This window comes from Metabacillus indicus, assembly GCF_046603695.1.
Classification (GTDB): Bacteria; Bacillota; Bacilli; order Bacillales; family Bacillaceae; genus Bacillus_P; species Bacillus_P indicus.
In genome coordinates this window covers 1,605,211-1,630,979 of record NZ_CP176757.1, presented here as the reverse complement: position 1 = coordinate 1,630,979, position 25,769 = coordinate 1,605,211, and the positions used below count along the sequence as shown (strand labels likewise).

Genomic DNA, 25,769 nt, shown 5'->3' with positions numbered 1-25,769 from the left:
TTCTTTTTTATTGAAGCCTGCTCTCTACCTGCTGGCAGATTTCATCAGCTGTATAACCGCTTGCTGTAAAAACAGAACCGCTTGTTACAGCATTGCTGATTCCCATAATGTTGGAATCCTGGCCTGTAATAATGCAGCAGTCACAGCCTTTTGCATCCTCTTCATTGCGGAGTTCTACAACATCATACCCCTTTGACTGAAGTGCAGCTGTTACGTCTGATAATGATTGTTCAACACCGATTTTTGGCATCTCATCCACCTCCTAAGACTAATGTGTCTCATAGGAGGGACCTTTATTCTGATAAGCCGTTCGCTTTGTAGAGAAAATATCTGCACATAAGGTCAACAGCCGCCCCTATTGCTTCCTCTTTAGGCTGAAGCTTTGAATGATGAAGTCCAAACGGGGAGTCCACTCCGAGCCAGAACATAAATCCCGGAATCTCATCCAGCATATATCCAAAATCTTCGCCCGTCATGGCCTCTCTGCACAGTACAACCTCAGTATCTGTGTTCACTTTTGCAAATTCCATGAATTCTTCCGTCAGCTCATGATGGTTGTATACCTGATGGTACATCGAACCGTAATCAATGGACGCGCTGCAGGAATAGCCGACCTCAAGCCCTCTCACAAGGGCTTCAATCCGTTCTTTCACTTTATCCATCGACTCTACGGACAGTGTCCGGATTGTTCCTTCAAGCCTTGCGTTCTCTGCAATAATGTTCTGAACGGTGCCTCCTGTTATCTTCCCGAACGTAATCACCGCACTGTCAAGCGGATCAACGTTTCTTGAAACAACCGTCTGAAGCTGGGTGACAAGTGATGCAGCCGCTACAATCATGTCTTGAGCCGTATGCGGATAGGCTGCATGTCCGCCTTTCCCCTTTAAGTCAATGAATAATTCCGATGTATTCGCAAATAAAAGACCGGGACGTGTAGCGATTGTCCCGACAGGATATTCAGGGGCAATGTGAAGAGCCGTAATGAAATCAGGCTTCCACTCCTTCATTATTTCGCTCCTTAGCATCGGTTCAGCTCCTCCGGGACCTTCCTCTGCAGGCTGAAAAAGAAACAGCAGATCATCTCTTACAGGGTGCTTGACGAAATACTGAATGATTCCAAGCGCAATCGTCATATGGAAATCATGGCCGCAAGCGTGCATGAGCTCAGGATGATGGGACTTGAACTCATAGCCTGTTTCCTCCCGGATGGGAAGTCCGTCAATATCTGCACGGTAAGCAAGTGTTTTCAAAGGAGCTGTTCCTTTCACTTTTACAAACAAACCGGTTTTCCACTTTTTGATTTCGAGTCTTTCTGCCGGTAAATGCCCGAGATGTTCCAAAAGGTAGGCTTGAGTTTTAAACTCCTGGAAGCCAAGCTCAGGAATGCGGTGCAGATCCTGTCTGATTTTTGACAATAGGTGCATTTGATCCAATCGTATCCCCCCTGATTCTATAGAGAAGGCGTGGGTGCTAAAACACCCACGCCGGTCAATCATTCAAGTATTAAAGCTGTCTAAGCTCTTGTTTGATTTCAGTTTTTGATTTTGTTTTTTCATCGATTTCTTTAATTTTGCGGGCAGGCGTACCTGCTACAACTGTATAAGGCTCAACATCATCAATGACGATTGCGCCTGCAGCAACGACAGCGCCTTTACCTACAGTAACACCTTCTAATACAACGGCATTGGCTCCGATAACAACATCATCTTCGATGACAACCGGCTTTGCAGATGGCGGTTCGATGACGCCTGCAAGAACAGATCCCGCTCCAATATGGCAGTTTTTCCCTACTGTAGCACGGCCGCCAAGAACAACGTTCATATCAATCATCGTGCCTTCGCCGATTACTGAACCGATGTTGATGGAAGCTCCCATCATAATAACAGCGTTATCGCCGATTTCCACTTGGTCGCGGATAATTGCGCCTGGCTCAATTCGCGCTTTGATGTTTTTCATGTCAAGAAGCGGAATCGCTGAATTGCGGCGGTCATTTTCCACAACAAAATCATCTATTTTCGCTTGATTTTGAGAAAGAACCGTTTGAATTTCAGCCCATTCGCCAAAAACAACACCGCTGTTGCCGTTTATGAATGTTTGTGAAGAAGATCCAAAATCGATTCCTTCAAGATCACCTTTCACATAAACTTTCACAGGTGTCGATTTTGTACTATTTTGAATGAACGAGATAATCTCATTCGCATCCATCATTTTCATATGTATTCCTCCTTCAGACTATATACCTCATTACTGTATCAAAGGACGGGTTTGTTGACAAGCTGAAACCTGGCGCTGCATTTATGTGATTGATTTTCCGGCAGCAGCACTCCATTCGGCAACTGCATCTGCAAACATTCTGCAGGCTTCCTGTTCCAGGTCTGATTCCGGAGAACCTTCTATTTTTAATGTATCTCCAAAAACTTCTGCCCCTGTTTCTTTAAATCGCCTTTGAAGCAGATCTGCTGCCGCGCAGAATTTAGGATAAGCATGATCTCCAGAACCGAAACAAGCTGCCAGCTTCCCTCTCAGATTTAAGTCTCCAAGCTCTTCATAAAAATCTTCTGCCTCATACGGAAGGTCTCCGTCTCCCCACGTGTAAGACCCAGCAAGAATCACATCATATTTGAACAGCTCATCTGTCATGAAAAGATCCAGCTCCTCAAATATCACACCCATCCCTTTTTCACTAAGCTGCTGACCGATCAGTCTTGCCATGTCTTCTGTATTTCCTGACATGCTGGCATATAGAATAAGAGCCGTTTTCACTCGTGTCACCTCTTTAATTGATAATGATTTTCATTTTCATTATTACTTTAATTGAAAACTATTCTCATTGTCAATCGTTCAGCAAAATAAAAAACAGCTGTATCAGCTGCTTGCAAAAAAATCGTCACTTTTACGATATCCCTTCTTCGTTCAGAATATCGAGAAATGCCTGCACTTGTTTCAATTTAAACGATGACTCAAACCCAAGCAGCCATGTATCCCTTACTATTGGATCTCCGTGCTCGTTTAATAATGGGATTTTATGAATGTCCCGATTGTCGTCCACAAGCGTGACTGACGGAAGTATCGCATATCCGATTCCGTTGTAGGCCATTTGTTTGCACGTTTCAATCTGGTCGACAACAATCGTGCGCTTTGGACTGCTCTGAAAATGTTTATGCCACCAATCCTGAATCTCCTGATAATAGGATGAGTCGCTTTTAAACTGAATAAAGGGCCGCTCAGTATCAATCAAATCCTCAACCTTATGAATTTCTGAATCCACTAAGTACAGGGTGTCTGTCAGCAAGTGCTTCTTGACCCCTTTCCACTCAGGATTTCCTCTTATGATGCCGATGTGAACGTGATCTTCATACATGCTTTTTAAAATTTCGCTGCTCCACCCCGTAACAAGCGAAATCTTTGCATGAGGATATTTGCTGACATATTTTTTTAGGATGTTAGGCAGCCAGTGCTGTCCGATGATGGATGCCACAGCGATTTTCAGCGTTCCGTGCACTTCTCCTTCAAGCTCTGAAATTTCTTCACGCAGTTTTTCTTCTTTCTTCGTCACTTCTTTTGCGAATGCTACAATCTTTTCTCCCGCAGGCGTAAGTGTCAGTCCTTTTTGTGAACGGATAAAAATTTGAAAGCCCCATGACTTCTCGATGGATTGCAGCCTTTGTGACAGCGCAGGCTGGGAAACAAAAAGCCGTTCGGATGCTTTTCTCATATTCATTTCTTCAGATAGAACGACGAGCATTTTTAATTCAGTTAGCTGCATAAATACCTCCTCTATAAGTTTTCCTTATATTATATGCTAATTTATTCATAATTTCATTATTGTCACTCGAAGAATATACTAAGGTTGAAGAGCGCGCTTTAACTTGTCAGGAAGATGTGATGCTTTATGGAATGGCCGATTTTTTTCATCGGTATTGCAGCAACCTTCATCGGAACACTTGCAGGGAGCGGCGGGATGATTAACATGCCCCTTATGCTCATGTACGGACTGCCTATTCACACCATTATCTCCTCCAACAAATTTGCAAATACGTTAAGTTCATTTTCAAGCTTTGCTGTCCTTGTGAAAAAAAAGGAAGCGAACGTAAAAGAAATGGCGGCAACTGCGCCTTTTACGATTGGCGGAGGCATACTCGGGGCTTACTTCACAAGTCAGCTGAACGGGGAAGTGATGACTGTCATCGCTCTTTTTCTCCTCCTTTTCGCTTTAGGGCTCAATTTTTTGAAAAAACCGCAGGAACAGAAAATGGCTGAACCCCGGCTGAAGAAACGGCTTTACCCGCTTGTATTTGGAATTGGAGCGTATGACGGCATGTTCGGTCCCGGACAGGGAACTCTCCTTATGTACACTTTTTTGCATAACGGATTTACCTATATTAAATCGGTTGCCTTTACACGTTTTCAAACTTTCTTAAGCTGCACCGGGGCATTCACTGCCTACGCCTTCTCAGGCATCATGAACTGGAATATTGCGCTGAGTCTTGCTGCAGGAAGCATACTTGGAGCACAGATTGCCGTACGTTTTGCAGCAAAGCTCAGTTTTAAACAGGCGGCTTGGCTGATACGCCTGATCACTGTTCTCCTCATTCTGCAGTTATTCTATAACCTTATCGTATAGGAGGTTTTCTAATGAAAATAAAAAGACTCCATCATCTGCAGCTGTGCGTTTCTCCTGCTGAAGAAGAACATGCCCGTAAGTTTTACATTCAAGAGCTCGGATTTGAAGAGATACCCAAGCCGCCTGCCCTTCTGAAAAATGGCGGTTTCTGGTGCCGGGCAGGAGAAATAGAACTTCATATCGGCCTTGAGGAAACGGACGGCTCCAAAAGCAAGCGGCATCCGGCCTTTGAAGTAGAAGATCTTGAAGGTGCCAGGGATTTTCTGACTAAGCTTTCTGTAGAGATAAAAGAAGAAATTGGGGTTCCGGGTGTAAACAGATTTTCATTTTACGATCCGTTCGGAAACCGGATTGAACTGCTTGAGCTGAATTAAACAGCAAAAAGGCGCGGGAGTTATTTCTCCTGCGCCTCTTTCTTTTCTTTCGGAAGCCTCAATATAAGCGCGAAACTGATAACAGCAAATACAAACACCATGATATAGACACTGTGCAGGGAGTAGGTCAGCCCTTCTTTTAAAGCCTGCATAGCATCAGCAGAAAGCTTTGATGCTTCCTCAGGGCTGAGGAGCCTGTTCACGGAATCTAGATCGATTGTTTCGCCAATTCCTTCTTCTCTGAAATAAGACTGCAGCCGGGTATTTAAAATGCCTCCAAGCAGAGCAGCGCCGATCGTATTGCCCAGCGTTCGCATAAACATGTTTGCCGCTGTTGCCGAACCCCGCTGCTCCCAGCTGACTGTACTTTGAATGGAGACAATGAAAGCGGTCGTGGTCATTCCCATCCCTATACCGACCAGGAAGGAACCGAAGGCCGCCCACAAAGGGCCGTCGTCAGGCGTCAGCGTGAAGAAAACAGCACTTCCGGCAATCAGGGCTGCACCCCCGATAACCGAGGTGGTTCTAAAACCAATTTTAAAAAGAAGCCGGCCTGATATAGTTGATGCGATTGGCCAGCCAATGGACATAGCGGTAAGAGTGAATCCCGCTACAATCGGAGTCTGTCCCATCACAGCCTGTACAAATGCCGGCAGAAAAGAAGAGATTCCAATCAGCATGACACCTGTTGTTAATGAGGTCATATTTGCGATGAAAATGCTTTTTTCTTTCCAGATACTAAACGGCATCATAGGCTCTTTTGCTCGTTTTTCCTGTCGAATAAATAGGACAAAAGTAAGAATGGCTGCCGATGAGATAAGCAGCACCGGACTTGACATCCATGGCCATCTGATGCCTCCTTCTACAAGAACAATCATCGCTGTGCTTATGGAAAGAAATAAGAATAGGGCTCCTTTGTAATCAATTTCATGTTTTTTCCGCTCCACATTTTCATGGAGATATAAAACAAGCCCTGCAATCGCTAAAAGCCCAAGCGGAATATTGACCCAAAAGACGAATCTCCAGCTCACAAACTGGACTAACAGCCCGCCGATTGCCGGTCCCATAATGGCTGAAATCCCCCATACGCTTGATAAATATCCCTGAATTTTAGCCCGTTCTTCTTTTGTATAAATATCCCCGACAATTGTCGATGCAATCGGCATGACAGCGCCAGCACCAAACCCCTGAATAAAACGTGCTGCAATCAGCCACTCCATCGAGCTGACCATCCCGCACATTGCAGAACCGGCGAGAAAAACAGAAATGCCGAATATTAGAACAGGCTTTCTGCCGAATAGATCGGATAACTTTCCATAAATCAATACGGTAACAGCATTCATCAGCAAATAGGATGAAAAAACCCAGCTGTATAATGAAAATCCTCCAAGCTCCCCTACAATCGCAGGCATGGCTGTAGATACAATCGTGGCCTCGATGGCAGCCATAAACATTGCGAGCATAACCGCAGCCAGGATAAATGGGCGCTTCATATTCGAAGACTGCTGCTTGATTTCTTCTTTTTCAAGAATAGCCTGTGCCACCTTCATCGTCTCCCTTTTCTTTAAAAAAGCAAAAGAAGGAGCAAATATACCTCTCCTTCTCTCCCGGAATTTATCTGTTTTCAGTCATTTGTTTTTGCAGTTCTTTCAAAATGGCGCGTCTTGTCAAGATTCCCTCAAATATGCCGTCATCATCGACAACGCAGACAAAAGAGTGATCAATGACTAAATCCAGCCCTTTTGATATTGGATCTTTCAAATGCAGCCTTGGAATATCCGCATTCATTGCTTCTTCAACCTTCATATGTTCAAGCTTTTCAAATTCGATTCGCTGGAGGCCTAAGATAGCATCCATCATCATGTTTGTGCCAAGAAGTCCATGCAGTTTAAAGAAAGGATCAAGAACCGGCACCGCCGTGTAGCCTGTTTTTGTCAAAACAAGCAGCGCATGCTCAAGGTTATTCCCAATCTGTACATGTGCAACCTTATCTGAAGGTATCATATATTCTTCTATCGTTGATTCATTCTTTGTATGTATGCTGATCACATTTGTTCTCCCTCTCTAAAAAAGTTCACACCGAACCCATTTACCCCGCTTTAATAATGTTCAAACCACCTTTTTATTCTACCACAAAGAGGCAAAGAAATGCGGACTCATCTTCCCTCTGCCATCCTCTTATTTGCATCTTCCAACATGAAAAGCAAAAAAAAGATACTCTTGCTAAGAGTACCAGGTGTATGTAATCATTTCACTTCAAATCGGATTCGGTCATAAAGCCGGATCAGTTTTTGATAGGTTGCATGATCGGACTGTTTTGTGCCGTTTTCAATTTCATAAATCTCGCTGCTGACAAGTTCCAGAGCATATTGCTGTTTAAGAAGAAGCTCAACTAAAAATTTTTGGTCGTCCTGTGAAAGAATTTCTGCTGCAGAATTCATAATAGATTGCCCCCTTAATGGTAGATTAATCAATGAAAAAGCACTGCGTCAACCGCAAATTCCGACAGATTCATTATTTTGTGAACCGATTGGCATAGCTGAATGCAGTATAGGAGTCAGGCTTGATTTTTGCTTCCAGGCCCATAGCCTGGATTCTTCCGGTCATCTCCTGAATAAGGTCCTTTGTCACACCCTTCCTCCCAATATCCAGATGAATTTCAAATGTAAGATCTGCTCCTTCATCCGAATAAGGAATAAGAATTTCTGCAAGCTCTGCTAAATAAACGGAAGTAAACGCATAGGCAAGCTCCTGGCTTAAAGTCGTTTCCATGGATATTTTCTCATGAAGGCTCGTCATTGGCCGCGGAATGACCGTATTCTTCAGGCAGCCCCACGCTCCTTTTCCAAGACGGTGAACATGAACAGCAGTGATAAACTTTGTTTCTGTCTGATGAACCTGTGAATCTGTGCCGATTGACAGAAGATAGGTGCTTCTCGGGTCTTTCTTCAGGAAGGATTTAATTTTATGGATCATAGCTTCAAATGACATGTTTCCTTCAGAGACATTGTAAAAGGCAAAATGGTCAGTCATATGACAGCTCCTTTTCAGCGGAAATTACAGAACCAAGATATTATATGCTTGGCTGAAGAGAGTATAGAGCAAATTGGCGCAAATTTTATAGTATATTTTTTCCTCAAAGCACTCTTTTTAAACAGTCCGCTGTTTTCCGCTGGACAGATCCTCCTCCTTTTCCCGACTCACTATATATAACGATTGAAATTGAATGAAGGTTTCGGATTTTCACACAAATTTATAAAAACTTTTTTCATTTAACCAAATGTTGGTTATAGCTAGAAAATGAACGCAAAAAAAAACAGCCAATGAATTTGGCTGTTTACCCTTTTTTCGTTTGAATATTACGCATATGATAATGGCAGCTGGAACACGAATAATTGACATTCTGATTCGACAGAGCGGTCAGCACTTCACTTAGCGGCTGCTGCTCATGGCAATTCGGACAAATGACGCTTGGTTTCGTATTCATCGGTTCCCTCCCGTTTATTGGAGCAAATCAAAAATTTCAATTGCGATCATATCGATGTTGTCAAATTGATAAGACTGGGGCTTTTCATCTTTTTGGAATACTTCAAGTTCGAACGTATCCGTTTTATCAAAATATTTTACACTGCAGCGTTTTTCACCCTCAACTTCAAAGAAGCGCTGGCTTGGTTCATTCGAAACGGCATTTTCCTGCAGACTTTGAAGTCTAGTTATGATACCTAAAAGCTGTGACATTAGTATCACCTCCAACAGAGTGAGTCAACTTGAGGTCCGCCTTCGCCTCTAGTTTGTGCGTCCTTCTTTATTCTATCCATCGGATTTACAGCTGCCTGAAAATTCTTTACAACGTGTCCTGGCAGACATAAAATGGGTATGATGGGAGAAATAAAATGATCACAAGGGGGTAAAAACGTGTCGCTTGTAACCAAAATGGATGAACGTTCAGCAATCATCGACAGTCATGATTTAGGGATGACGGGTCGTACAAGTTCCTATGTATTACTTGAAGAGAATATCACACTCTTTGAGCCTTCATCAAGTCCTTCTGTTCCACATATTAAAAATGGGTTGAATGACCTTGGCGTCCGGCTTGAAAATATTTCCTATATTATTGTTACCCATGTCCACCTTGACCATGCAGGCGGAGCGGGTTTGCTTCTTGAAAGCTGCCCGAATGCAAAGGTTGTCGTGCATCCAAAAGGGGCCAGGCATTTAATTGATCCCAGCAGACTGATTGCCGGTGCAAAAGCGGTGTACGGCGAACAGTTTGATGGTCTTTTTTCGCCGATCGTACCAGTGCCTGAAGACCGGATTATCGTCATGTCAGATGGTGAATCCATTGGGATAGGACCGGATTCAAAGCTCACTTTTTATGATACACCAGGGCATGCCAATCATCATTTCAGCATTTTAGACCATAAAAGCATGAGTATGTATACAGGGGATACAATCGGCATTTACTACCAGGAACTGCTTTCTGAAGGGCTTGAATTTTATTTGCCGTCCACTTCCCCGAATCAGTTCAACCCTGAAGCGATGCTTAAAGCCGCTGATTTATTTGACAGCTTGGACTTAAAGGCGATCCATTTCAGTCATTTCGGAGTGAGCCGGAATCCAAAAGCCGCTACGGCTGCACTCAGGGAATGGCTGCCGGTCTTTATCAGGGCAGCGGAAACAGTAGCCGGGCAAACCGGGGTTCAGTCTTTAGAAAAAGCAGCAGAACATGTTAAAATGGAACTTCAAAAAGAAATTTATGCGTATCTTGATCTAAAAGGCATCCCAAGAACACATATCGTATACAGAATACTCGATCTTGATCTGTCCGTTTGTGCCATGGGTCTTGTTGATGCATATGCCAAAAAGATAAAGAGCTGAAAAAAGGAGCACTAAAGGAATGAAAGAAGTACATGTCTATACACAGCCCGACTGTCCGCCGTGTCAGATCGTTAAGCAATATTTAGATCATCACGGGATACAATACAAGGTTTTCAATGTAGCAGAGGATGCTGAAGCAAGAAACAGAATGACAGGACAATTAAAATCTTTTTCCACACCAACAGTGACGATAGACGGAGAAACAGTTGCAGGATTCGACCTGCAGAGGCTTGAGAAACTGCTTGGACTGGATTAATAGTAACCAGCGCTAAATTTCATAAAAAAAGGATGTCCCAAAGTTTTATTTTTGGGACATCCTTTTTATATACCTGCTGACCTCATAAGCCTCTTAGCAATTTCATCAAAATCCTCTTTAGAAATACCCGGGGCGAATTCTTCTGGTATTTCTTCCAGATCCGGCACCGGCGATCCTGATGGCATGCCGTCAAATACTTTTAGAGGCTGGCCGTCAATCGGATGCTGTCCCTTCCAGATTTTATTTATGTCTTTATAATCCGTATCACTGAACGTATAAAGCCTCAGATGGATGCCCATGTCCTCAAATTTTTTCGCATCGGCAAAGGCTTTATTATCAAGATTAGGTATCGGCAGCATTTTTCCGACATCAACACCGGTAATGACTTCAAGAGCTTTTGCATATGCAACGACATGCACCCCGCCACGGACGAGCAAGTACCCGATCATCTCTCTAGCTACCGGGTGGTCCGTCATCTCATACACTCTCATTTTATGCGTCCTCGCCCCGCATTCAAGGAAAAAGTTATGAAGCAGATCAAGGACCAGATTCCCGCTGTTGAATACATTTTCTCCCGTCCATGGTTTTCCCATAGAGTCAAAGGGATAGGAGGTCTGTGCCGTCTGAATAAAATGCTGGCTGTTCCTCTTGTCCTTTGCCCCCTGCATAGGTGTCGCATCAGGAGGTGCAGGATAAGTGGAGCCGCTCAGGATTAAATTGATCGTATTGGAAACGAGCTCAACATGGCCAAACTCCTCGGCCGTTATGCTTGAAACCAGATCATAAAAAGGCTTCAGCTTTTTCTTCTGCCTGAAATTGAAGGACTGAAACATATAATTATTAAGCGTTGACATCTCACCGAATTTTCCGCCGAGCAGCTCCTGAACGGCAGCTGCCGCATTTGGATCCGCATACTTCGGCTTTGGCAGCTCAATCAGCAGCCGGTTAAACCGCTTTATCATCCCGTAATCCCCCTTTAAAAGAGTGGTTCCCTTTAGAGGTTATGCAGGCCGGAATTTGTCTTATTACCTAACTGAGAACTGGAAGATGTCTTTCTTATCACTCTGCATTTACAGCAGCACTCTTAACGTCATAGGCGTAAGCGCTCAGCAGAGTTTTCATCTGAAAATAAGGGTTCAAAACAAAACTGAAACCGCCCTCATTTCCAAATAGAACGCCCTCAGGCTGATTGAAAATCAGGCTGACATTAAGCAGATTTTGTTTCTTTTCGGGAGATTCAGTTTTCGGCTCAGTTTCTGAAAAGATGACATCATCAATTTTATACTCGCCGTTCTCCTTCACAAACAGGACAGCCTCATAATGGTCATCATAGCTCACAGGTCCTTCCTCTTCAGCAGGAAAAAACTGAAATAATTTATACGTGTTTTTCTCGGCACCGAACGTCAGCTCTTCCTCATAATTGAAATATGGCATGCTGTACGGGATAAAATCACTGCCGTATACAATATAGCCGTTTTCAGTCTCTTTTACGTTCTCTTTTACGTAGGTTTCAATAAAGGAATGAGTGAAATAAGGTTTCATCATAGCCTTTATTTCATTTAAAGGCCGTTCCTTTTCGGTGAGAGAGGCTTGTACCTCTGATGCCTCCTGCACTGCCTGAACCGACTGTTCCTCAGTCAGCAGTTCCTCAGCAGAACCTGCATGTCCGTAACCCAGAAATAATATAAGTGCGACGAGTGTGCTTAAAAGAAGTTTCATGTCATTACCCTCCCGCTAATATCTGTGCTTAAATTTTATCAGAGTCTGTGTCGTTTTTATCCAACGATAATCCACAAAATACCATCATTTTCTGACAATTTCTCTTATTTTATTCATTACCCTATTGAAAAAAGGTTAATCGTATTTCTTCTCAAAACAAAAACAGCAGCTGATTGCTGCTGTTTACCATGTACGTGTGAAAGCAAGATAAAAAATGTAGACCGCAATGAAAGCTGCTGCTATCAGGCAGGCCAGAAATACAGGATTCCTAATATAGGGATGCGCCTGAATTTTCTCATTCATCTGGGTATCGTGTTCGCTCTTTCTAGTGTCCACAAGCCGCCCTACACCAATTGTGTACAGCAGTCCGCCTCCAGCAATCATAAATGCCAGAATAGCCAGAGCGAGTGTGAATTTGTCCATATTGTCACCCCTTAGAGTGTTCTTTCTATCTAGGATGGCGCAATGAACAAAATTTATTACAGCAGCCCCTCATTTTCGTAAAGATAGGAATAGGGCAGATCGAGGAACAGGTAATGCTGCTGATCAATCGGGTAAGAGAATGTTCTGATGGATTCACCTGTTTCAATGTCGCTGTACACATCACTGAAAAAGCCTTTTTTCCTGATCTGCATTTTCATGATATTTTCAAGAAAATAAGGGCGCCAGCTCCAGTTTTTTTGGTTATAATGAGGCTGAATTTTCCATTCATCGTCTTTTTTCAGGAAGTTCGAGCTTTGCTGAAAACCGTCCCCGTCGCAGACGTAGATCCTGAAACAGCAATCGTTCAGTTCTTCCGCGAGTTTTTTAATGAGTTCATCAAATGAACCTGCAGCATGCTTGGATTCTTTTGCAAACAGAAGACTGATTCTTTGATGAAACTGTTCAGACAGGTCATAGAAATGCTGCAGTTTTTTCTTTTCATATCTGATAAACGCCTGAAACTCTCCTGTCATTTTCTCTTTCAGGAGGTAAGGTTCTATTTTGCCTTCTCTTGGCGGCTGAAGATAATCCCCCTGAAAGAAACGGCCGCCATTTTTCCACGCGTACTGAAACTGGAAATGAAGGTCAATTTCGCTGTACAAAATGGCTGCACCTATTTTTCTTGCAAGCAGGGATATGGAATACAGGACATCGTGATACGTTTGCAGGGGCGACGTTAACCTCAGGGGCTGCAGATCAATTTTCAGGATATTGGGCATCAGAAGAGCAATTCTGTCCAAATTGCTGCTTGCTTTCCCTACATTTTCAACCGCCATTTTAATGCCGTATGTCCGGTAATAGGTAAAAACATGTGTAAGCTGCCGAATATCTCCTGTAAATGTATGCTCCGTAATTTCTATCACGATCCGTTCAAGATTTCCGCCCTTTTCCTGCCATTGAAACAATTGTTCAAGAAGACTTTCCCCATGATCAAGCATAAGGAGATTTGCATCTCTGTTAATAAAAATCAGGGTATCATCAGCCGGATCAAGAAAATCATCAAGAGCCTTATGTAAAATGTGGCAGTCTGCCTCAAGTCTGTATTCATCAGGAATGGAATCATCCCTAAAGAATGGCCCCATGCTCTTCCATTCGTTATGAATGCAGATTCTCCCTACGATCTCATACCCGATTGCCTTTTGTTCGTCTGCACTGAAAATCGCCTGGTAGAACGGTCTGGCGTCCTCCAGGTTTGACATAATATCCAATGGATCCAAATCCCATTCCCCGCTTTCTCTCTTTGTTTTGTATGATTATACCATAGTGAGAGGACGGTTTAATGGTGCTTAAGATATGAAAAAAGATGCTCGGAAGCGAGCATCTTTTTGAATGTATCGTCAGTGATTAAAACGGGTGCTGATTCAGCCACTGTCCGCCGTCTAATGTAATGCATTCCCCGTTCATGTATGAAGCTTCATCAGAAAGGATGAACGAAGCCAGGGATGCGATTTCCTCAGGTGTTCCAAGACGTCCAAGCGGTACACTTTTCAGCGTTCTCTTAGCTGCTTCCTCAGATTGAAACAGCTTGTCCGCTCCCCCAGTTCTCTCAATAGGACCCGGTGCGATGGCATTTACCCGAATGCCGTATTTTCTTCCCCACTCAACAGCAAGCGTTCTTGTCATGGACAGCACGCCTGCTTTCGCTGCAGCAGAGTGAATGACACCTGCTCCGGCTCCCCAAGCATATGTAGCAACCATGTTCAAAATCGATCCTTTTTGCTGCTTTTCAATCCAGTACTTCCCTGCTGCACTGCTGCAGTAAAACGTTCCGTTCAAGACAATATTGATTACGGAGTTCCAGCCATTAACCGAAAGCTGTTCAGCCGGACAGATGAAATTACCCGCAGCATTGTTGACAAGGCCGTCAATGCGTCCGAATGCTTCATCGGTTTTACGGATCAGCTCTTCTGACATTTCAGGCACTCTCACATCCATCTGAAACGGAGTGATTGTCCCTTCAAGACCTGTCATTTCCTCTTTGGCTGCTTCTAAATTTTCAAGTGATCTTCCTGTAATGACAACGTTCGCGCCTTGTGCCGCAAACTTTGCCGCCATTGCTTTTCCCATCCCGCTGGAACCGCCTGTAACTATAATTACTTTATCCTTCAACAAAAACACCCCCAAAATGAATGACCATTCATATTTTACCATAGTTTTCTAACAATTAAAATAATTATCTCAAAAAGAGGAAAACGGGTCGTCTTTCTAAAAGTAGTAGGGGCAGTTTTTTTAGAAAGGGGGCGGCAGTCTGGAACACACCCATTCGAGGAGAAGTTTTCTCAAGCTTTTTTTAACGGCAGCTGCAGGAATGCTGTTTGCTCTTTTTTTCGGCTATGCATATGCACGGTATATTGAGCCGAAATTGATGAAAGTGACTCAAATACCTATGAAAAACGGCAAAATCCCTCCGGCCTTTGACGGCCTTAGAGTGGTTCAATTCAGCGATACCCATCTGGGTCATGATTATTCAATTGCCCAGCTGGTCAAAGTTGTAAGTAAAATAAACCAGCTTTCTCCCGACATCATTTTATTTACAGGAGATCTTGTCGATAAACCGAATCAATACGAATATTTGCATAAAATTGCCCCTGAATTGAAAAAATTAAAAGCACCGCTCGGAAAATACTCCATATACGGAAATCACGACCATGGGGGATACGGTACAGACGTTTATAAGGCCATAATGGAAGAGTCCGGTTTTTCTCTGCTGAAAAACAGCGGCAAAAAGATTTCATTGCTGGATGGTTCATTCATCTATTTGGCGGGAATCGACGATTTGATGCTTGGAAAACCTGATTATCAGCAGGCGCTTGCCGGTGCAGACAGCAGTCATTTCACTCTCCTTCTTGCACATGAGCCGGATGCTGCACTGGAAACGAAAAAGCACCCTGCAGACTGGCAGCTTTCAGGCCACAGCCACGGCGGACAGGTCCAGCTGCCCCTTTATGGCCCGCTCATAACTCCTCCCTTTGCCTCTGTCTATACAGAGGGCATGTATGAAGAGGAAGGGCTGACCCTGTATGTGAACAGGGGGCTTGGTACAACGAGGCTTCCTTTCCGATTTCTTTCTGTCCCTGAAATCACTGTTTTCACATTAAGAACAAAAGAAAAAAGCACCTGAATTAAGGTGCTTTTTTGGTGCTGCAGCTGAACCCGGACGATATTTCTGACGGTAAAAGCGGGCCTGAAAAATAAAAGCCCTGGCCCCTGTTGCAATTCAGCGAGAGCAGCCACTCCGCCTGATTTTCAGTCTCAATTCCTTCTGCGAGAACTTCAAGAGAAAGACTTTGAGCAAAGTGAACGATTGAAGCAATCACCGCCGCGTCTTTGCCATCGCTTATTCCGCCTTTAATAAATGCCGGGTCTATTTTTAAAAGGTCCACAGGATACGTTTTAAGACTTTGCAGCGAAGTTAATCCGCTCCCAAAATCATCAATCGCAATCCCCACACCGATTTCCTTCAGCTTCTTTAAGACAAGCGAAGCTTCTTTTTGGTGATGTAGCGCGCTTTCAGTCACTTCAAGTGTAATTTGCCATGGCATAATTTGATAGGTCTGAAGCAGAGACCTGATCATTTCAGGAAGGTTCCGCTGCTGAAACTGTTTGGAAGACAGGTTGATGGAAATGCATTGGTCCCCGAACCCCTCGAACCTCCACTCAGCAAGCTGTCTGAACGCTTCTTCCATGATCCATTCTCCAATGGGGATAATCAGTCCGGATTCCTCAGCAGCAGGAATAAATTCGGCCGGAGAAACGTTTCCAAGCACCTCGCTTTCCCACCTGACAAGAGCTTCAAAACCCTCTGTCGCGCCCGTTTCAAGATTAATCTGAGGCTGATAGACGAGGTGAAGTTCATCGTTTTCAATCGCCTGCCTAAGGCCTGAATCCATATCAAGGAGCCTTTTTGACCGGTGATGGAGCCCGAAATGAAATACTTGAAACTGTCCCCTTCCCTGATGCTTCGCTTCGTATAGGGCAAGGTCGGCCCCTGCAATCAGTTCTTCCCCGCTGATTCCATGCTCAGGGTACAGGCTGATTCCGATGCTCGGACTGACAAAATAAACAAGTTCATTGAGATAATAAGGTTCGGCAAACAAATCAAGAATTTGCTTAGCGTAGGAGGTTGCCTCCAACTTATCAGTATTTCTGAATAACAGGATAAACTCGTCCCCTCCATGGCGGTATACACTGAAGGACGGTGCTGCAATGGACTGCAGGCGATCACTCACTTTTTGCAGGAGCAGATCTCCTGCCGAGTGGCCTGCTGTATCATTCAGCCATTTGAACCTGTCAAGGTCAATATACATGAGCGCATGAACAGAGGCCGCATCACTGCTTAGACAATCTTTAAGATGTTTTTCAAGGGCCGTCCGGTTCAAAAGTCCGGTCAGTGCATCATGAAAAGCCATATGACTGATCAGGGCCTCGTGCCGCTTTTGGTCAGAAACGTCTTTCGCAAACAGATAGATGCCCTGAACGCTTCCATTTAAAACAATCGGAAATGTTTTCAGGTGAAGGTGCCATTCCTTGCTCTTCACTGCCAGCTTGACGTCTGTCTCAAACGTTCTTCCTTCGGAGGCTTCGGTTAACAGCTTCTCCGTTTCAGCTGTATTTTGTTCAAACAGTTTAAATATGGACTTTCCTGTAATTGAAATCGTTACTCTTTTAAAAAGATTAATCGCAGCGGGATTTGCCGACAGGATTGTGCCGTTCAAATTGAGTGAGAGGATGCTGTCATTCGTGTGATCGAACAGGGACCTGTATCTCTGTTCGCTCTCAATGAGCTTTTGCCTTTCAAGCATTCGGTCTGAAATATCCCTCGTGACTGAAATAATATAGATGACGTCTCCTTTATCGTTTAAAATCGGCGTCAGCATCGATTCACCGAACATGACGGACCCATCCGATAACTGCACTTGATCCTGAAAGGAATATGGTTCTTTTAACTCTATGACGGTCCTGTACATTTCCGTGAGATGAAGGGAGGTGCTTTTATCCATCACATCCGAAAGCGCCATGCCCCCGTAATGATCCGGAAGCCCGGCATGCCTCACTCCTTCGTCATTCACAAATACATACCGCAGCTGCCCCTCATCAACCTTCATCAGAAAAACAAGATCTTTTATATGTTCAAGAATGATGGCAAAAATGATAGATTCTATTTTTTCAATATTTTCTTCTGAACTGAAATCTTCTGTAATGGCTTTCTTTAATTTATTCATGATACCCTCATTCTCAGCATGATCTTTATCACGCACTTCACCGTTTTTAATAAGTCTTTTTTCATAGTATCATATCCTGCACTGCCTGTACTATGATTCCTTCTGTGAAAGTGGGCTGCTGCTATTTACTCCACGCAAAAAAAGAGCACCTGAACGGCACTCTCCTTATCATTCCTCATCCTCTGATACTCTGTAGGACAATTTTCGCAATATTGCCTGGCTGTCAATCTCCTCTTCATGGGGGAGCCGGGATACATAATGATAATCACCGGACGCATCCTGTTCTCTGGCTTTGACATTATCAGACAGCATAATATCAAGCATTGAAAAGATTCTCGTCTTAATTTTCACATCAAACACCGGAAAGAGTATTTCAACCCGCTTTTCCATATTTCTGGTCATCATGTCAGCTGAGGATAAAAACATCTTATTTTCGCCGTTGTGATGAAAAGAGTAAATCCGGCTGTGCTCCAAAAACCTGCCGACAATGCTTCTTACCCGGATTTTTTCACTGATTCCCTCAATTCCCGGTCTCAGGCAGCATGTGCCCCGCACAATCAAGTCAATCTTCACTCCTGCAATCGAAGCCTCATAAAGCTTCATAATAATCGCTTTATCTGTGAGTGAATTCATCTTCGCAATAATTCTTCCGTTTCCGAAATGACGGTGGTAATCAATTTCCTGATCAACAAGCTTTAAAAAATCGGTTCTAATATCGAAGGGCGCGACTGAAATGTGATGAAATTCCGGCTTTTCTGTGTAGCCGCTTAAATAATTGAAGAAATTGGTCGCATCAATTCCAAAGTGGTAGTCAGAGGTAATCAAACTCATGTCCGTGTAAATTTTCGCTGTCTGATCGTTGTAATTTCCGGTCCCCAGATGAACAAACCGTTCAATCAGGCTGTTTTTCCGTCTGACAACAAGCGTAATTTTGCTGTGGGTTTTTAAGTAGGTCATGCCGTAAATAACATGACATCCCGCTTTTTCCAGTTCTTTTGCCCACTGAACATTGTTCTCTTCGTCAAACCTTGCTTTAAGTTCAACTAAGACGGTTACCTGCTTGCCATTTTCAGCCGCTTTTTTCAGCGCTTCAATGACAGGCGATCCGCCGCTTACCCTGTAAAGAGTCTGTTTGATGGCTAATACATCAGGGTCTTCTGCAGCGTCTCTGACAAAATCAATCACAGGTTCGAAAGATTCATAGGGATGGTGCAAAAACAGGTCCTGGACGGCTGCGGTCTGAAAAACATCATCATCAGCAAGAAGATCTTTAGGAGGCTGCGGAATAAACGTTTCAAACGTCAGATGTTCAAATTTAGAACTCAGCTCTTTGTAAAAACCAAACAGAAAAGTAAAATCGAGCGGTCCGTCAATTTCATAAACATCGCCGCTGTGGATCTCAAGTTCTTCAAGGAGATAATCCAAAACGTGCGAATCAAAGCCGTTCTTTCTCACTTCAAGCCGGACGGCTGCACCCCATTTTCTTTTCTTCAGTTCTTTTTCTATTTCCTTCAGAAGGTCTCTTGCCCCTTCTTCGTGTATGGTCATATCGGCGTTTCGGGTAATGCGGAAAGGTGTGACCGACTGGACGTGATAGCCGTGGAACAGTTTATGTATATAGCGGGTGATTACATCTTCCAATAGTACATATGAGCAGTCTTTTTCGCCTGAAGGGATGGGAATAAACCGGTCGAGCACGGCCGGAACCTGCACTATGGCCGTTTTCGCCCTGAATTCTTCTGTTTCAGAATGATCTTCAAGCTTCACGACCAGATTGAGGCTCTTATTCAGAAGCATGGGAAATGGCCTGTATGCATCAACAGCCATTGGGGTCAGCACGGGAAAAATGTGCTCGTCAAAGTGTTTTTCAATGATGTCAAGCTGGTCCTCCTTAAGGCTTTCTAAGCTTAAGAATACAATCCCTTCCTTCTTCAATGCGGGTAGAATCACGTCATTATAGGTGCCTGCCTGGAGATCAACAAGTTTATGATTCAGTTCTGATATTTGCTTCAGCTGCTGTTTCGGGGTAAGTCCAGCTTTGTTCTCAGGTTTGCCGAAACCCGCCTTCACCTGGTCCTTTAGACCCGCAACCCTGACCATAAAAAACTCATCAAGGTTTGAGCTGAAAATCGCAAGGAACTTCAAGCGTTCCAAAAGTGGGTTTCTGCTGTCAATCGCCTCTTCGAGCACTCTTTTGTTAAAGGCAAGCCAGCTGAGCTCCCGGTTATTGTAATAGTGAGGGCTGCCAAGTTTTGCTTCATCGGTGTGCAATGTGCTCATAAAAAAGTCACCCTTTTGAATTAGTCATTTGGATTCATTTGTAATGATAGCACTTGAGGTTTAGAGGAAAGTAAATGGTGTGTAAAGATTATATGTGGTTTATGTAAATGCTGCAGAAAAAAGAAGAGCTTCTCCTCTTCTTTTCTCTTTACTAATCTATTGCTGAAACTTTAATTGAATGTTTTTCTTCAGAAATTTTTCAAGATTCTTTTTTTGTTTTTCTGCCTGATACTCCTCAGGCATATAATTGCCGTCACATGTGATGATGCAGACTGTGCGGTCAATTTCATCCTGCAGGCTGACAGAACGGACAACATTTCTTTTTGTTGCATTCAGACTGTATGCAAATTTAATGATGGCTCCAAGCAGCATGATCTTGTGCTGTTCAACTTTTGAAAACCAGTGTTTGAAAGGAGCTGAATATTGTTTGTAGGCAGACTTGCTTTTAAAGGAGGCGATCAGCGCAAGCTTCAGTCTGTCTCTGTGGGACAGACCGTCTATCGTCCGGTTGGCAATCAGGTAAAAGGTATGCTGGCTGCTTGATTCCGAATCAATGTACTGCCCCAGATTATAAACGAACGATCCTCTCCTGATCAGGCGGATATCTTCTTCTGTATAAGAAATTTTCCCCGCTGCAGCTAAACCGGAATACAGCTCAAGGGCAATTTTTGTGACATGCTGCACGTGATCAAGATCAATGTCATAATCACTCAGCAATTCGTGAAAGCTTTCTTCAATGACACTCGGAAAAATGGCTGTTCCTGTGCCTCTCGTAAGCTCTTCATAAAAAACGCCGTCCCTCAGGCCCTTTCGGCTCAAGATAAACCGGTCTGAAGCCGTAATGGCTGTCAGCGTGACAAAAACCTGCGCTGCCGGAAGAATAATATCAGCCCTGTCTTTTGACAGTCCCTCCGTTCGTTGCAGCTCATGCATGGTCATGGGGGAAAGAAATTGCTGAACGTCCAGGAGATCGTTTCCTGACATTTCATATAAGTGGACGCCTGCAAGCGGATATTCCTGCATGGCCTGGTGGATTTGTACGATATTGCGCGCACTTCCCCCTATTGCCACTACCGGCAGACCTTTATTCATAAGCCAAGGCAGTGTTCTGAAGTTTTCTTCAAGATAAAGCCTTAGCTCATGCAATTCTGCCTTTGTCGGTTTTTCCCCTTTTACAAACTCTTTTTTCAAAGACAGGGCGCCGAAAGGAAAGCTGTGATAATTTATGAGGCTGCGGTTTTCAAAGTAGGTAATCTCCGTACTCCCCCCGCCGATATCAATGGTGATTCCGCTCCTGATCTGAGTGGAATTTACGGCTGCGAGGAAACCGTAATATGCCTCTTCATATTCGGAGAGTATGCGGATCGTAAAATCGGTTTTTTCTTTAACGATTCTTAAGACGTCGTCCTTATTGACAGCCTGTCTGATGGTCGCCGTTGCTGCACACTTCACATCTTTAAGGTCATGATGCCTCGTTACTTCCTGAAAACTGAGCAGAGATGAAACTAAAACGGTGATTCCTTCGTCGTTTAAGAAAGACTCATCTGTTAAATAGTTCCTGAGCCTCGCCGATATCTTTACATTTTCAATTTCTTTGAGTCTCCGGCTTTTATCACGCTGATAAATAACCAGTCTCATTGTGTTAGAGCCAATGTCAATAATCGCATATTTTTCCTTAATCATCTGCTCAACTCCTCTGAATATAGAAAATTATACCACATCGAAGAAACGGAGTGGCACAGCGGGCGGAAACAAAATCCATATGTGCACATATGATGCTTTAACACGCCGGAACTGAGCAAATGCCTCGGAGCCTAGTCATGTGAAACGAAGTATTCATCACAAATAAAGCGGTGAAAACAGATGATCTATCTTGTAAAACCCGGTGAGACCCTCACCTCTATTGCCCAGGACTTCCGCATCAGTCCGGCGGTTCTCATTACTGCCAACCAGCTGTCAGATCCTAATAAATTAACCGCCGGACAGCCTCTGATTATTCCCGGGCTGCCTGAGCCTTCTTCCATTCCATACAGCATCATGATATCGATTGGCCGCAGACAGCTGACTCTGCTGAATAGAGGACAAGTGATGAAAGTCTATCCGATAGCTGTCGGGAAGATTCTTTCAAGAACCCCTATTGGAGAATTTGTCATTGTCAACCGACAGCCGAATCCTGGAGGTCCATTTGGAGTGCTTTGGCTCAGCCTGTCAAAAATTCATTACGGCATACACGGCACGAACGATCCAAGCTCAATCGGAAAGGCTGTTTCAAGAGGCTGCATCCGCATGCAGAACAAAGATGTCCTTGACCTCGGGTCCCTTGTCCCGAACGGAACAAGGGTATCCATTCGCCAGTAAAATTTTTACAAAAACTTTATGTTAAAACGAACATGTTTCTATTATAATAACTACTGTGACTACTATCCTGCAAAATAAGGAGCAGCATAATGAAAATCTTTGAAAACAGAAATTTTGTGAAGCTTTTTTTTGCCGCACTCGCTTCGCAAATGGGCACTACAATCGGAAATATGGCCTTTGCCTTTTATTTATTGGACCGTTTCAGCCATCAGCCGTCCTATGCGACACTGGCAGAATTGATGTATTCACTTCCAACATTGTTTGTTTTCTTTCTTGTCGGGGTGGTTGCAGACCGTTTTGACAGAAAAAAAGTAGCTGAAAACTGTGACTGGATCAGGGCATTTCTGACTGTGCTTCTGTTTGGTTCCTTGTTTTTAAATTCCATCCCGCTCATTTTCTTCCTGCTCTTTTTAAGAAGTGCAGTGACAAAATTCTTCTATCCTGCTGAAGCGAGCCTAGTGCAGGGAATTTTAAGCAAAGAGCAGTATGCGCAGGCTGCAGGGCTGAACCAGATTCTGTTCAGTATATTTATGGTTTTCGGAGTGGGGCTCGGTGCAATCGCCTATCAGACAATCGGACTAAAGGGCGCCGTGGCTTTCGACTTTATCAGCTTTGTCATCTCTGCAATTCTCATCCGGCGATGCAAAATTCCCATGGAGGCAAGACTTCCAAATGGAAAAGCGAAATGGAAGGATTTCAGTCTCTCTTCCACTTACCGTGATTTTAAAGACGGCATTCTGTATATTGTAAAAAACAAGTTGCTTGCTTCGCTCGTGTTCGGTTTCTTTGTATTCGGGTTTGTGAATGGTGCTTTTTCCATCCTTCCGATCTTTACTATGAAGTACGAGCTGTCGCCTGACAATTACGAAAAGTATGCTTCATTTTTCGCCATTTCCCTTGGAGCCGGACTTCTTGCCGGAAGCCTCATCGGTACATTCCTGTCTTCAAGATTCAAGCCGCATCAAATGATGATTTATCCGATTTTCGTAAGCGGCATTCTGATTTTTATGCTTGGTCTGACCGATCATCTTGGCATTTTTCTTGCCACTGTGTTCATTATTGGGACATGCATTGGACCAATTAATGTGGCCATTGGAGGCTGGATGCCTAAAATCGTCCATCCAAAACTGATGGGCAGAGTAAGCGGATGGACAGATCCATTGATGATGTTTGCTCAGTCCCTGACCCTTGGCATTATTGCCGTAGTCTTTCCGAAATTTATCAGCAACATTGAATATCTCTACTATGGAATGGCCACTGTGATTCTTTTCGTTTTCCTTTTCTATGCCCTTACTTTGCCAAAGCTAAGCAAAGAACTCGAGTATTCCCAGAGAAAGCTTGCACAGCGGACAGGAAAAGAACAGATTCATATTTCGTAAGTCGTTTTCACGGCAGCAGACATCATCTGCTGTCTTTTTTTTTCAAGTTTTCAGTGTTCCGGTAAAGATTCAGAAAAAACAGCCGATATTACTGGAGAAGTATTGACTGAAAGTTGGGTCTCCAATTGACACTATATAAAGAGTTTATAACAAAGTTGATCATTCATAATTTTACTGCGTCTTTATTGGCTGTATTTGGCGTGGGTTCCGTTCTTATTTTTACTACACTTACGATTTCAGCATCAGAAGTCATGCTGCTGATGCTGCTGCTCTTGTGTTCGGTTATCTGCATGAGCCTTTGTGAATGGGCTCTCTTCCGAATACACATTGCTCCGATCAAAAACGTTTTCAAAGACAGAGATACCTCTTTGGACACGCTTGATGCTGCTTTCAGACAGGCACACCGTTTTCCGCTTCTAAGCGTATACAGAATTTTAGGTCCTCATCTTTTTGGCTTTTCTGTTCCTGCGGTTCTGCTTGGAATCTGCCTAATAAAAAATAACTTGCTGAATATCCCGCTATCATACATTCTTCCAGCTTTTGCAGTCACGTTCTTAGTTGCGGGCATGCACAGCGTCATTGAATTCTTTTTATGTTCCAAAGCGGTGAAGCCTATGCTTATTACCCTCCGCAATAAAGGTCTTATGCTTTATGGGACGGATCTTGTGCCTGACCGGGAAATCCCCATCTCTTTAAAGTCCAAAGTCATGTTCAGCGCCATCTACATTGGTGTATACCCGCTGCTGCTGTTTGCTCTGGCTTCACAGCTGCGTTTTAAGGAAGGTGTGGCTCCGGGATTGCCTGAATATTGGAGCTGGTCCATGCTGATTGTCATTATGTCTGTGCTATTTGCGGTTTTTGGCTCTTTTTTGCTGTTCAAAAACATTTCTGAACCTATTGAGAAGCTTCAGGAGGGCATGGCAGAGGTTGAACAGGGGCAATTCCATTACCGGAATGAGGTTTATTCGGATGAATTTGCAACGGTTATCGCTGGTTTTAATAAAATGATACGCGGGCTTAAAGAGCGTGATCAGATCAATAATCAGCTTCTGGAAAGTTTGTATACAACACTTGCCTCTGCTCTAGATGCAAGAGATCCTAATACCGCTGGCCACTCCATCAGAGTAGCGGAATATTCCGTTATGATTGGCAGGGAAGCAGGATTATGTGAAGAAACTCTTGATGACTTGAGGAAATCAGCGCTTCTCCATGACATCGGCAAAATCGGCATTAAAGACAGCATCCTTATGAAAGAAGGACGCTTGACCATGGAAGAATATGAAGAAATTAAAAAACACCCGGTTATTGGTGCAAGCATTCTCTCAAGTGTACAGCCTGCTGAAATGCTCCGGCCTCTCATTCCAGGCGTCAAATATCATCATGAACGGTTTGACGGTCATGGATACCCTGAAGGACTCGCAGGAAATGATATTCCTCTTTTCGGAAGGATTATGGCCGTTGCGGACGCATACGACGCAATGACTTCTGACAGACCATACAGACGCGGAATGCCGTCTGAGACAGCGCTCTCCATTATTAAAGAAGGACGCGGCACACAATGGGATCCTGTTTATGCGGATTATTTCCTGAAGATCATGGATTCGTTTTCAGATCGTCAGCTGATGAACGAAAACCGGGAAAACGGGTAATTGATTTTAGATTAAGTTTGCATTTTACACCTGGAAACGTATAATTTAGAATAAGCGAATAAATGTGCAAAGGAGAGAGAAAATGGACGATCAGCGAAATCAGCCGCTTAAACCAACGACAGATAATGTAGCAAAAGCAATCTATATCGTAAACCGGCATGCTAAGACGGCGCCAGACCCGAAATTTTTATATATGCTGAAGAAACGTGCCCTTCAAAAACTCTTAACCGAAGGAAAAGCAAAAAAAGAAGGACTACACTTTTCCAATAACCCTAAAAACAGCAAACAGCAGTCAGACGTTCTTATATCTGCCGGAGAATATTATTTTCATATGCCTCCCACTAAAGATGACTTCGAAAATCTCCCACATCTCGGTTCACTGAATCAGTCATACCGAAATCCAAAAATACATTTATCCCTGGCAAAAGCAAAAGCACTGCTTCAGCAGTATGTCGGCGTAAAGGAGACCGTTTCAAACCGCCCCAATAAATCTGCACCTACATACAAAAAACCTGTATTTAAGCGCTTGGGCGAGAGCTATTGAAGA

General features: G+C 43.7%; 28 protein-coding genes. 9 read left to right on the top strand and 19 right to left on the bottom strand.

Annotation, left to right across the window (positions count from 1 at the left end; all coding sequences use genetic code 11):
* Window positions 1–7: 7 nt before the first annotated feature.
* The 5 genes from ACK1LH_RS08125 to ACK1LH_RS08105 form a co-directional block, all read right to left on the bottom strand.
* Window positions 8–250: a YkuS family protein gene (locus ACK1LH_RS08125; RefSeq protein ID WP_029281537.1), complete on the bottom strand. Its 243-nt coding sequence runs from the start codon at window positions 248–250 to the stop codon at window positions 8–10.
* 43 nt (window positions 251–293) lie between these two features.
* Complete coding sequence (locus ACK1LH_RS08120; protein ID WP_029281539.1) at window positions 294–1,424, bottom strand: N-acetyldiaminopimelate deacetylase; 1,131 nt, start codon at window positions 1,422–1,424, stop codon at window positions 294–296.
* A gap of 79 nt (window positions 1,425–1,503) precedes the next feature.
* Window positions 1,504–2,214 carry a 2,3,4,5-tetrahydropyridine-2,6-dicarboxylate N-acetyltransferase gene (dapD, locus tag ACK1LH_RS08115; RefSeq protein WP_029281540.1) on the bottom strand — a complete coding sequence of 237 codons (711 nt, stop codon included), beginning with the start codon at window positions 2,212–2,214 and terminating at the stop codon, window positions 1,504–1,506.
* Between the two features lie 81 nt (window positions 2,215–2,295).
* A complete protein-coding gene (locus ACK1LH_RS08110) occupies window positions 2,296–2,763 on the bottom strand; it encodes a flavodoxin (protein WP_411334935.1) in 468 nt (155 codons plus the stop codon).
* A 130-nt stretch (window positions 2,764–2,893) separates the two neighbouring features.
* Window positions 2,894–3,766 carry a LysR family transcriptional regulator gene (locus tag ACK1LH_RS08105; RefSeq protein WP_282033426.1) on the bottom strand — a complete coding sequence of 291 codons (873 nt, stop codon included), beginning with the start codon at window positions 3,764–3,766 and terminating at the stop codon, window positions 2,894–2,896.
* Between the two features lie 126 nt (window positions 3,767–3,892).
* Here ACK1LH_RS08105 and ACK1LH_RS08100 point away from each other — a divergent pair, with 126 nt between their 5' ends.
* Both ACK1LH_RS08100 and ACK1LH_RS08095 read left to right on the top strand, forming a co-directional pair.
* On the top strand, window positions 3,893–4,624 hold the full coding sequence (locus tag ACK1LH_RS08100) for a sulfite exporter TauE/SafE family protein (RefSeq protein WP_411334934.1): 732 nt from the start codon (window positions 3,893–3,895) through the stop codon (window positions 4,622–4,624).
* A gap of 11 nt (window positions 4,625–4,635) precedes the next feature.
* A complete protein-coding gene (locus ACK1LH_RS08095) occupies window positions 4,636–4,998 on the top strand; it encodes a VOC family protein (RefSeq protein WP_411334933.1) in 363 nt (120 codons plus the stop codon).
* A 20-nt stretch (window positions 4,999–5,018) separates the two neighbouring features.
* Here ACK1LH_RS08095 and ACK1LH_RS08090 read toward each other — a convergent pair whose 3' ends face one another.
* From ACK1LH_RS08090 to ACK1LH_RS08065, 6 genes are all read right to left on the bottom strand, one after another.
* On the bottom strand, window positions 5,019–6,491 hold the full coding sequence (locus tag ACK1LH_RS08090; protein WP_029281546.1) for an MDR family MFS transporter: 1,473 nt from the start codon (window positions 6,489–6,491) through the stop codon (window positions 5,019–5,021).
* 121 nt (window positions 6,492–6,612) lie between these two features.
* Complete coding sequence (cbpB, locus tag ACK1LH_RS08085; RefSeq protein ID WP_029565505.1) at window positions 6,613–7,047, bottom strand: cyclic-di-AMP-binding protein CbpB; 435 nt, start codon at window positions 7,045–7,047, stop codon at window positions 6,613–6,615.
* Window positions 7,048–7,244: 197 nt separating this feature from the next.
* The gene (gene abbA, locus ACK1LH_RS08080; RefSeq protein WP_029281550.1) at window positions 7,245–7,439 is read right to left on the bottom strand and encodes an antirepressor AbbA; all 195 of its coding nucleotides are present in this window, start codon (window positions 7,437–7,439) and stop codon (window positions 7,245–7,247) included.
* A 73-nt stretch (window positions 7,440–7,512) separates the two neighbouring features.
* Window positions 7,513–8,031: a ribonuclease H-like YkuK family protein gene (locus ACK1LH_RS08075; protein ID WP_029565503.1), complete on the bottom strand. Its 519-nt coding sequence runs from the start codon at window positions 8,029–8,031 to the stop codon at window positions 7,513–7,515.
* 304 nt (window positions 8,032–8,335) lie between these two features.
* Window positions 8,336–8,485 (bottom strand): hypothetical protein, encoded by a 150-nt coding sequence (locus ACK1LH_RS08070; protein ID WP_087946297.1) that lies wholly within the window; start codon window positions 8,483–8,485, stop codon window positions 8,336–8,338.
* A 14-nt stretch (window positions 8,486–8,499) separates the two neighbouring features.
* Window positions 8,500–8,736, bottom strand: coding sequence for a YkuJ family protein (locus ACK1LH_RS08065; RefSeq protein ID WP_029281554.1), 237 nt, complete (start codon window positions 8,734–8,736; stop codon window positions 8,500–8,502).
* A gap of 177 nt (window positions 8,737–8,913) precedes the next feature.
* Here ACK1LH_RS08065 and ACK1LH_RS08060 point away from each other — a divergent pair, with 177 nt between their 5' ends.
* Together ACK1LH_RS08060 and ACK1LH_RS08055 are read left to right on the top strand one after the other, a co-directional pair.
* The gene (locus ACK1LH_RS08060) at window positions 8,914–9,876 is read left to right on the top strand and encodes an MBL fold metallo-hydrolase (protein WP_411334932.1); all 963 of its coding nucleotides are present in this window, start codon (window positions 8,914–8,916) and stop codon (window positions 9,874–9,876) included.
* A gap of 19 nt (window positions 9,877–9,895) precedes the next feature.
* Window positions 9,896–10,132: a glutaredoxin domain-containing protein gene (locus tag ACK1LH_RS08055; protein ID WP_411334931.1), complete on the top strand. Its 237-nt coding sequence runs from the start codon at window positions 9,896–9,898 to the stop codon at window positions 10,130–10,132.
* Window positions 10,133–10,197: 65 nt separating this feature from the next.
* Here ACK1LH_RS08055 and ACK1LH_RS08050 read toward each other — a convergent pair whose 3' ends face one another.
* The 5 genes from ACK1LH_RS08050 to fadH form a co-directional block, all read right to left on the bottom strand.
* Window positions 10,198–11,094, bottom strand: coding sequence for a manganese catalase family protein (locus tag ACK1LH_RS08050; RefSeq protein ID WP_029565499.1), 897 nt, complete (start codon window positions 11,092–11,094; stop codon window positions 10,198–10,200).
* Between the two features lie 97 nt (window positions 11,095–11,191).
* Entirely contained in the window at window positions 11,192–11,851 is a 660-nt protein-coding gene (locus ACK1LH_RS08045; protein ID WP_029565498.1) for a DUF3993 domain-containing protein, read from the bottom strand.
* A 183-nt stretch (window positions 11,852–12,034) separates the two neighbouring features.
* Window positions 12,035–12,274, bottom strand: a complete 240-nt coding sequence (locus tag ACK1LH_RS08040) for a hypothetical protein (RefSeq protein WP_029565497.1) — start codon at window positions 12,272–12,274, stop codon at window positions 12,035–12,037.
* Between the two features lie 56 nt (window positions 12,275–12,330).
* Complete coding sequence (locus tag ACK1LH_RS08035) at window positions 12,331–13,533, bottom strand: EAL-associated domain-containing protein (RefSeq protein WP_411335079.1); 1,203 nt, start codon at window positions 13,531–13,533, stop codon at window positions 12,331–12,333.
* 145 nt (window positions 13,534–13,678) lie between these two features.
* A complete protein-coding gene (fadH, locus tag ACK1LH_RS08030; RefSeq protein ID WP_282033418.1) occupies window positions 13,679–14,485 on the bottom strand; it encodes a 2,4-dienoyl-CoA reductase in 807 nt (268 codons plus the stop codon).
* Window positions 14,486–14,642: 157 nt separating this feature from the next.
* Between fadH and ACK1LH_RS08025 the strand changes: the two genes are divergently transcribed.
* Window positions 14,643–15,455 (top strand): metallophosphoesterase, encoded by an 813-nt coding sequence (locus ACK1LH_RS08025; protein WP_411334930.1) that lies wholly within the window; start codon window positions 14,643–14,645, stop codon window positions 15,453–15,455.
* A 1-nt stretch (window position 15,456) separates the two neighbouring features.
* On the opposite strand, the gene ACK1LH_RS08020 is transcribed toward ACK1LH_RS08025, so the two are convergent.
* The 3 genes from ACK1LH_RS08020 to ACK1LH_RS08010 form a co-directional block, all read right to left on the bottom strand.
* Window positions 15,457–17,556: an EAL domain-containing protein gene (locus ACK1LH_RS08020; protein WP_411334929.1), complete on the bottom strand. Its 2,100-nt coding sequence runs from the start codon at window positions 17,554–17,556 to the stop codon at window positions 15,457–15,459.
* A gap of 168 nt (window positions 17,557–17,724) precedes the next feature.
* Entirely contained in the window at window positions 17,725–19,836 is a 2,112-nt protein-coding gene (locus ACK1LH_RS08015; RefSeq protein ID WP_051865140.1) for an RNA degradosome polyphosphate kinase, read from the bottom strand.
* Window positions 19,837–19,992: 156 nt separating this feature from the next.
* On the bottom strand, window positions 19,993–21,519 hold the full coding sequence (locus ACK1LH_RS08010) for an exopolyphosphatase (RefSeq protein ID WP_411334928.1): 1,527 nt from the start codon (window positions 21,517–21,519) through the stop codon (window positions 19,993–19,995).
* Between the two features lie 180 nt (window positions 21,520–21,699).
* Here ACK1LH_RS08010 and ACK1LH_RS08005 point away from each other — a divergent pair, with 180 nt between their 5' ends.
* The 4 genes from ACK1LH_RS08005 (at window position 21,700) to ACK1LH_RS07990 (ending at window position 25,766) form a co-directional block, all read left to right on the top strand.
* Entirely contained in the window at window positions 21,700–22,194 is a 495-nt protein-coding gene (locus ACK1LH_RS08005; protein ID WP_411334927.1) for a L,D-transpeptidase family protein, read from the top strand.
* 89 nt (window positions 22,195–22,283) lie between these two features.
* Complete coding sequence (locus ACK1LH_RS08000) at window positions 22,284–23,573, top strand: MFS transporter (protein ID WP_411334926.1); 1,290 nt, start codon at window positions 22,284–22,286, stop codon at window positions 23,571–23,573.
* Window positions 23,574–23,728: 155 nt separating this feature from the next.
* Window positions 23,729–25,222, top strand: coding sequence for an HD domain-containing phosphohydrolase (locus tag ACK1LH_RS07995; protein ID WP_282033414.1), 1,494 nt, complete (start codon window positions 23,729–23,731; stop codon window positions 25,220–25,222).
* Between the two features lie 82 nt (window positions 25,223–25,304).
* Window positions 25,305–25,766: a YkyB family protein gene (locus ACK1LH_RS07990; RefSeq protein ID WP_029281587.1), complete on the top strand. Its 462-nt coding sequence runs from the start codon at window positions 25,305–25,307 to the stop codon at window positions 25,764–25,766.
* Window positions 25,767–25,769 lie beyond the last annotated feature (3 nt).

Coding starts and splice junctions, on each gene's coding strand:
- ACK1LH_RS08125 (WP_029281537.1), bottom strand. CDS start 250: ATGCCAAAAATCGGTGTTGAACAATCATTATCAGACGTAACAGCTGCA.
- ACK1LH_RS08120 (WP_029281539.1), bottom strand. CDS start 1,424: ATGCACCTATTGTCAAAAATCAGACAGGATCTGCACCGCATTCCTGAG.
- dapD (WP_029281540.1), bottom strand. CDS start 2,214: ATGAAAATGATGGATGCGAATGAGATTATCTCGTTCATTCAAAATAGT.
- ACK1LH_RS08105 (WP_282033426.1), bottom strand. CDS start 3,766: ATGCAGCTAACTGAATTAAAAATGCTCGTCGTTCTATCTGAAGAAATG.
- ACK1LH_RS08100 (WP_411334934.1), top strand. CDS start 3,893: ATGGAATGGCCGATTTTTTTCATCGGTATTGCAGCAACCTTCATCGGA.
- ACK1LH_RS08095 (WP_411334933.1), top strand. CDS start 4,636: ATGAAAATAAAAAGACTCCATCATCTGCAGCTGTGCGTTTCTCCTGCT.
- ACK1LH_RS08090 (WP_029281546.1), bottom strand. CDS start 6,491: ATGAAGCGCCCATTTATCCTGGCTGCGGTTATGCTCGCAATGTTTATG.
- abbA (WP_029281550.1), bottom strand. CDS start 7,439: ATGAATTCTGCAGCAGAAATTCTTTCACAGGACGACCAAAAATTTTTA.
- ACK1LH_RS08075 (WP_029565503.1), bottom strand. CDS start 8,031: ATGACTGACCATTTTGCCTTTTACAATGTCTCTGAAGGAAACATGTCA.
- ACK1LH_RS08070 (WP_087946297.1), bottom strand. CDS start 8,485: ATGAATACGAAACCAAGCGTCATTTGTCCGAATTGCCATGAGCAGCAG.
- ACK1LH_RS08065 (WP_029281554.1), bottom strand. CDS start 8,736: ATGTCACAGCTTTTAGGTATCATAACTAGACTTCAAAGTCTGCAGGAA.
- ACK1LH_RS08055 (WP_411334931.1), top strand. CDS start 9,896: ATGAAAGAAGTACATGTCTATACACAGCCCGACTGTCCGCCGTGTCAG.
- ACK1LH_RS08050 (WP_029565499.1), bottom strand. CDS start 11,094: ATGATAAAGCGGTTTAACCGGCTGCTGATTGAGCTGCCAAAGCCGAAG.
- ACK1LH_RS08045 (WP_029565498.1), bottom strand. CDS start 11,851: ATGAAACTTCTTTTAAGCACACTCGTCGCACTTATATTATTTCTGGGT.
- ACK1LH_RS08040 (WP_029565497.1), bottom strand. CDS start 12,274: ATGGACAAATTCACACTCGCTCTGGCTATTCTGGCATTTATGATTGCT.
- ACK1LH_RS08035 (WP_411335079.1), bottom strand. CDS start 13,533: ATGTCAAACCTGGAGGACGCCAGACCGTTCTACCAGGCGATTTTCAGT.
- fadH (WP_282033418.1), bottom strand. CDS start 14,485: ATGGTAAAATATGAATGGTCATTCATTTTGGGGGTGTTTTTGTTGAAG.
- ACK1LH_RS08025 (WP_411334930.1), top strand. CDS start 14,643: ATGCTGTTTGCTCTTTTTTTCGGCTATGCATATGCACGGTATATTGAG.
- ACK1LH_RS08020 (WP_411334929.1), bottom strand. CDS start 17,556: ATGAATAAATTAAAGAAAGCCATTACAGAAGATTTCAGTTCAGAAGAA.
- ACK1LH_RS08015 (WP_051865140.1), bottom strand. CDS start 19,836: ATGAGCACATTGCACACCGATGAAGCAAAACTTGGCAGCCCTCACTAT.
- ACK1LH_RS08010 (WP_411334928.1), bottom strand. CDS start 21,519: ATGATTAAGGAAAAATATGCGATTATTGACATTGGCTCTAACACAATG.
- ACK1LH_RS08005 (WP_411334927.1), top strand. CDS start 21,700: ATGATCTATCTTGTAAAACCCGGTGAGACCCTCACCTCTATTGCCCAG.
- ACK1LH_RS08000 (WP_411334926.1), top strand. CDS start 22,284: ATGAAAATCTTTGAAAACAGAAATTTTGTGAAGCTTTTTTTTGCCGCA.
- ACK1LH_RS07990 (WP_029281587.1), top strand. CDS start 25,305: ATGGACGATCAGCGAAATCAGCCGCTTAAACCAACGACAGATAATGTA.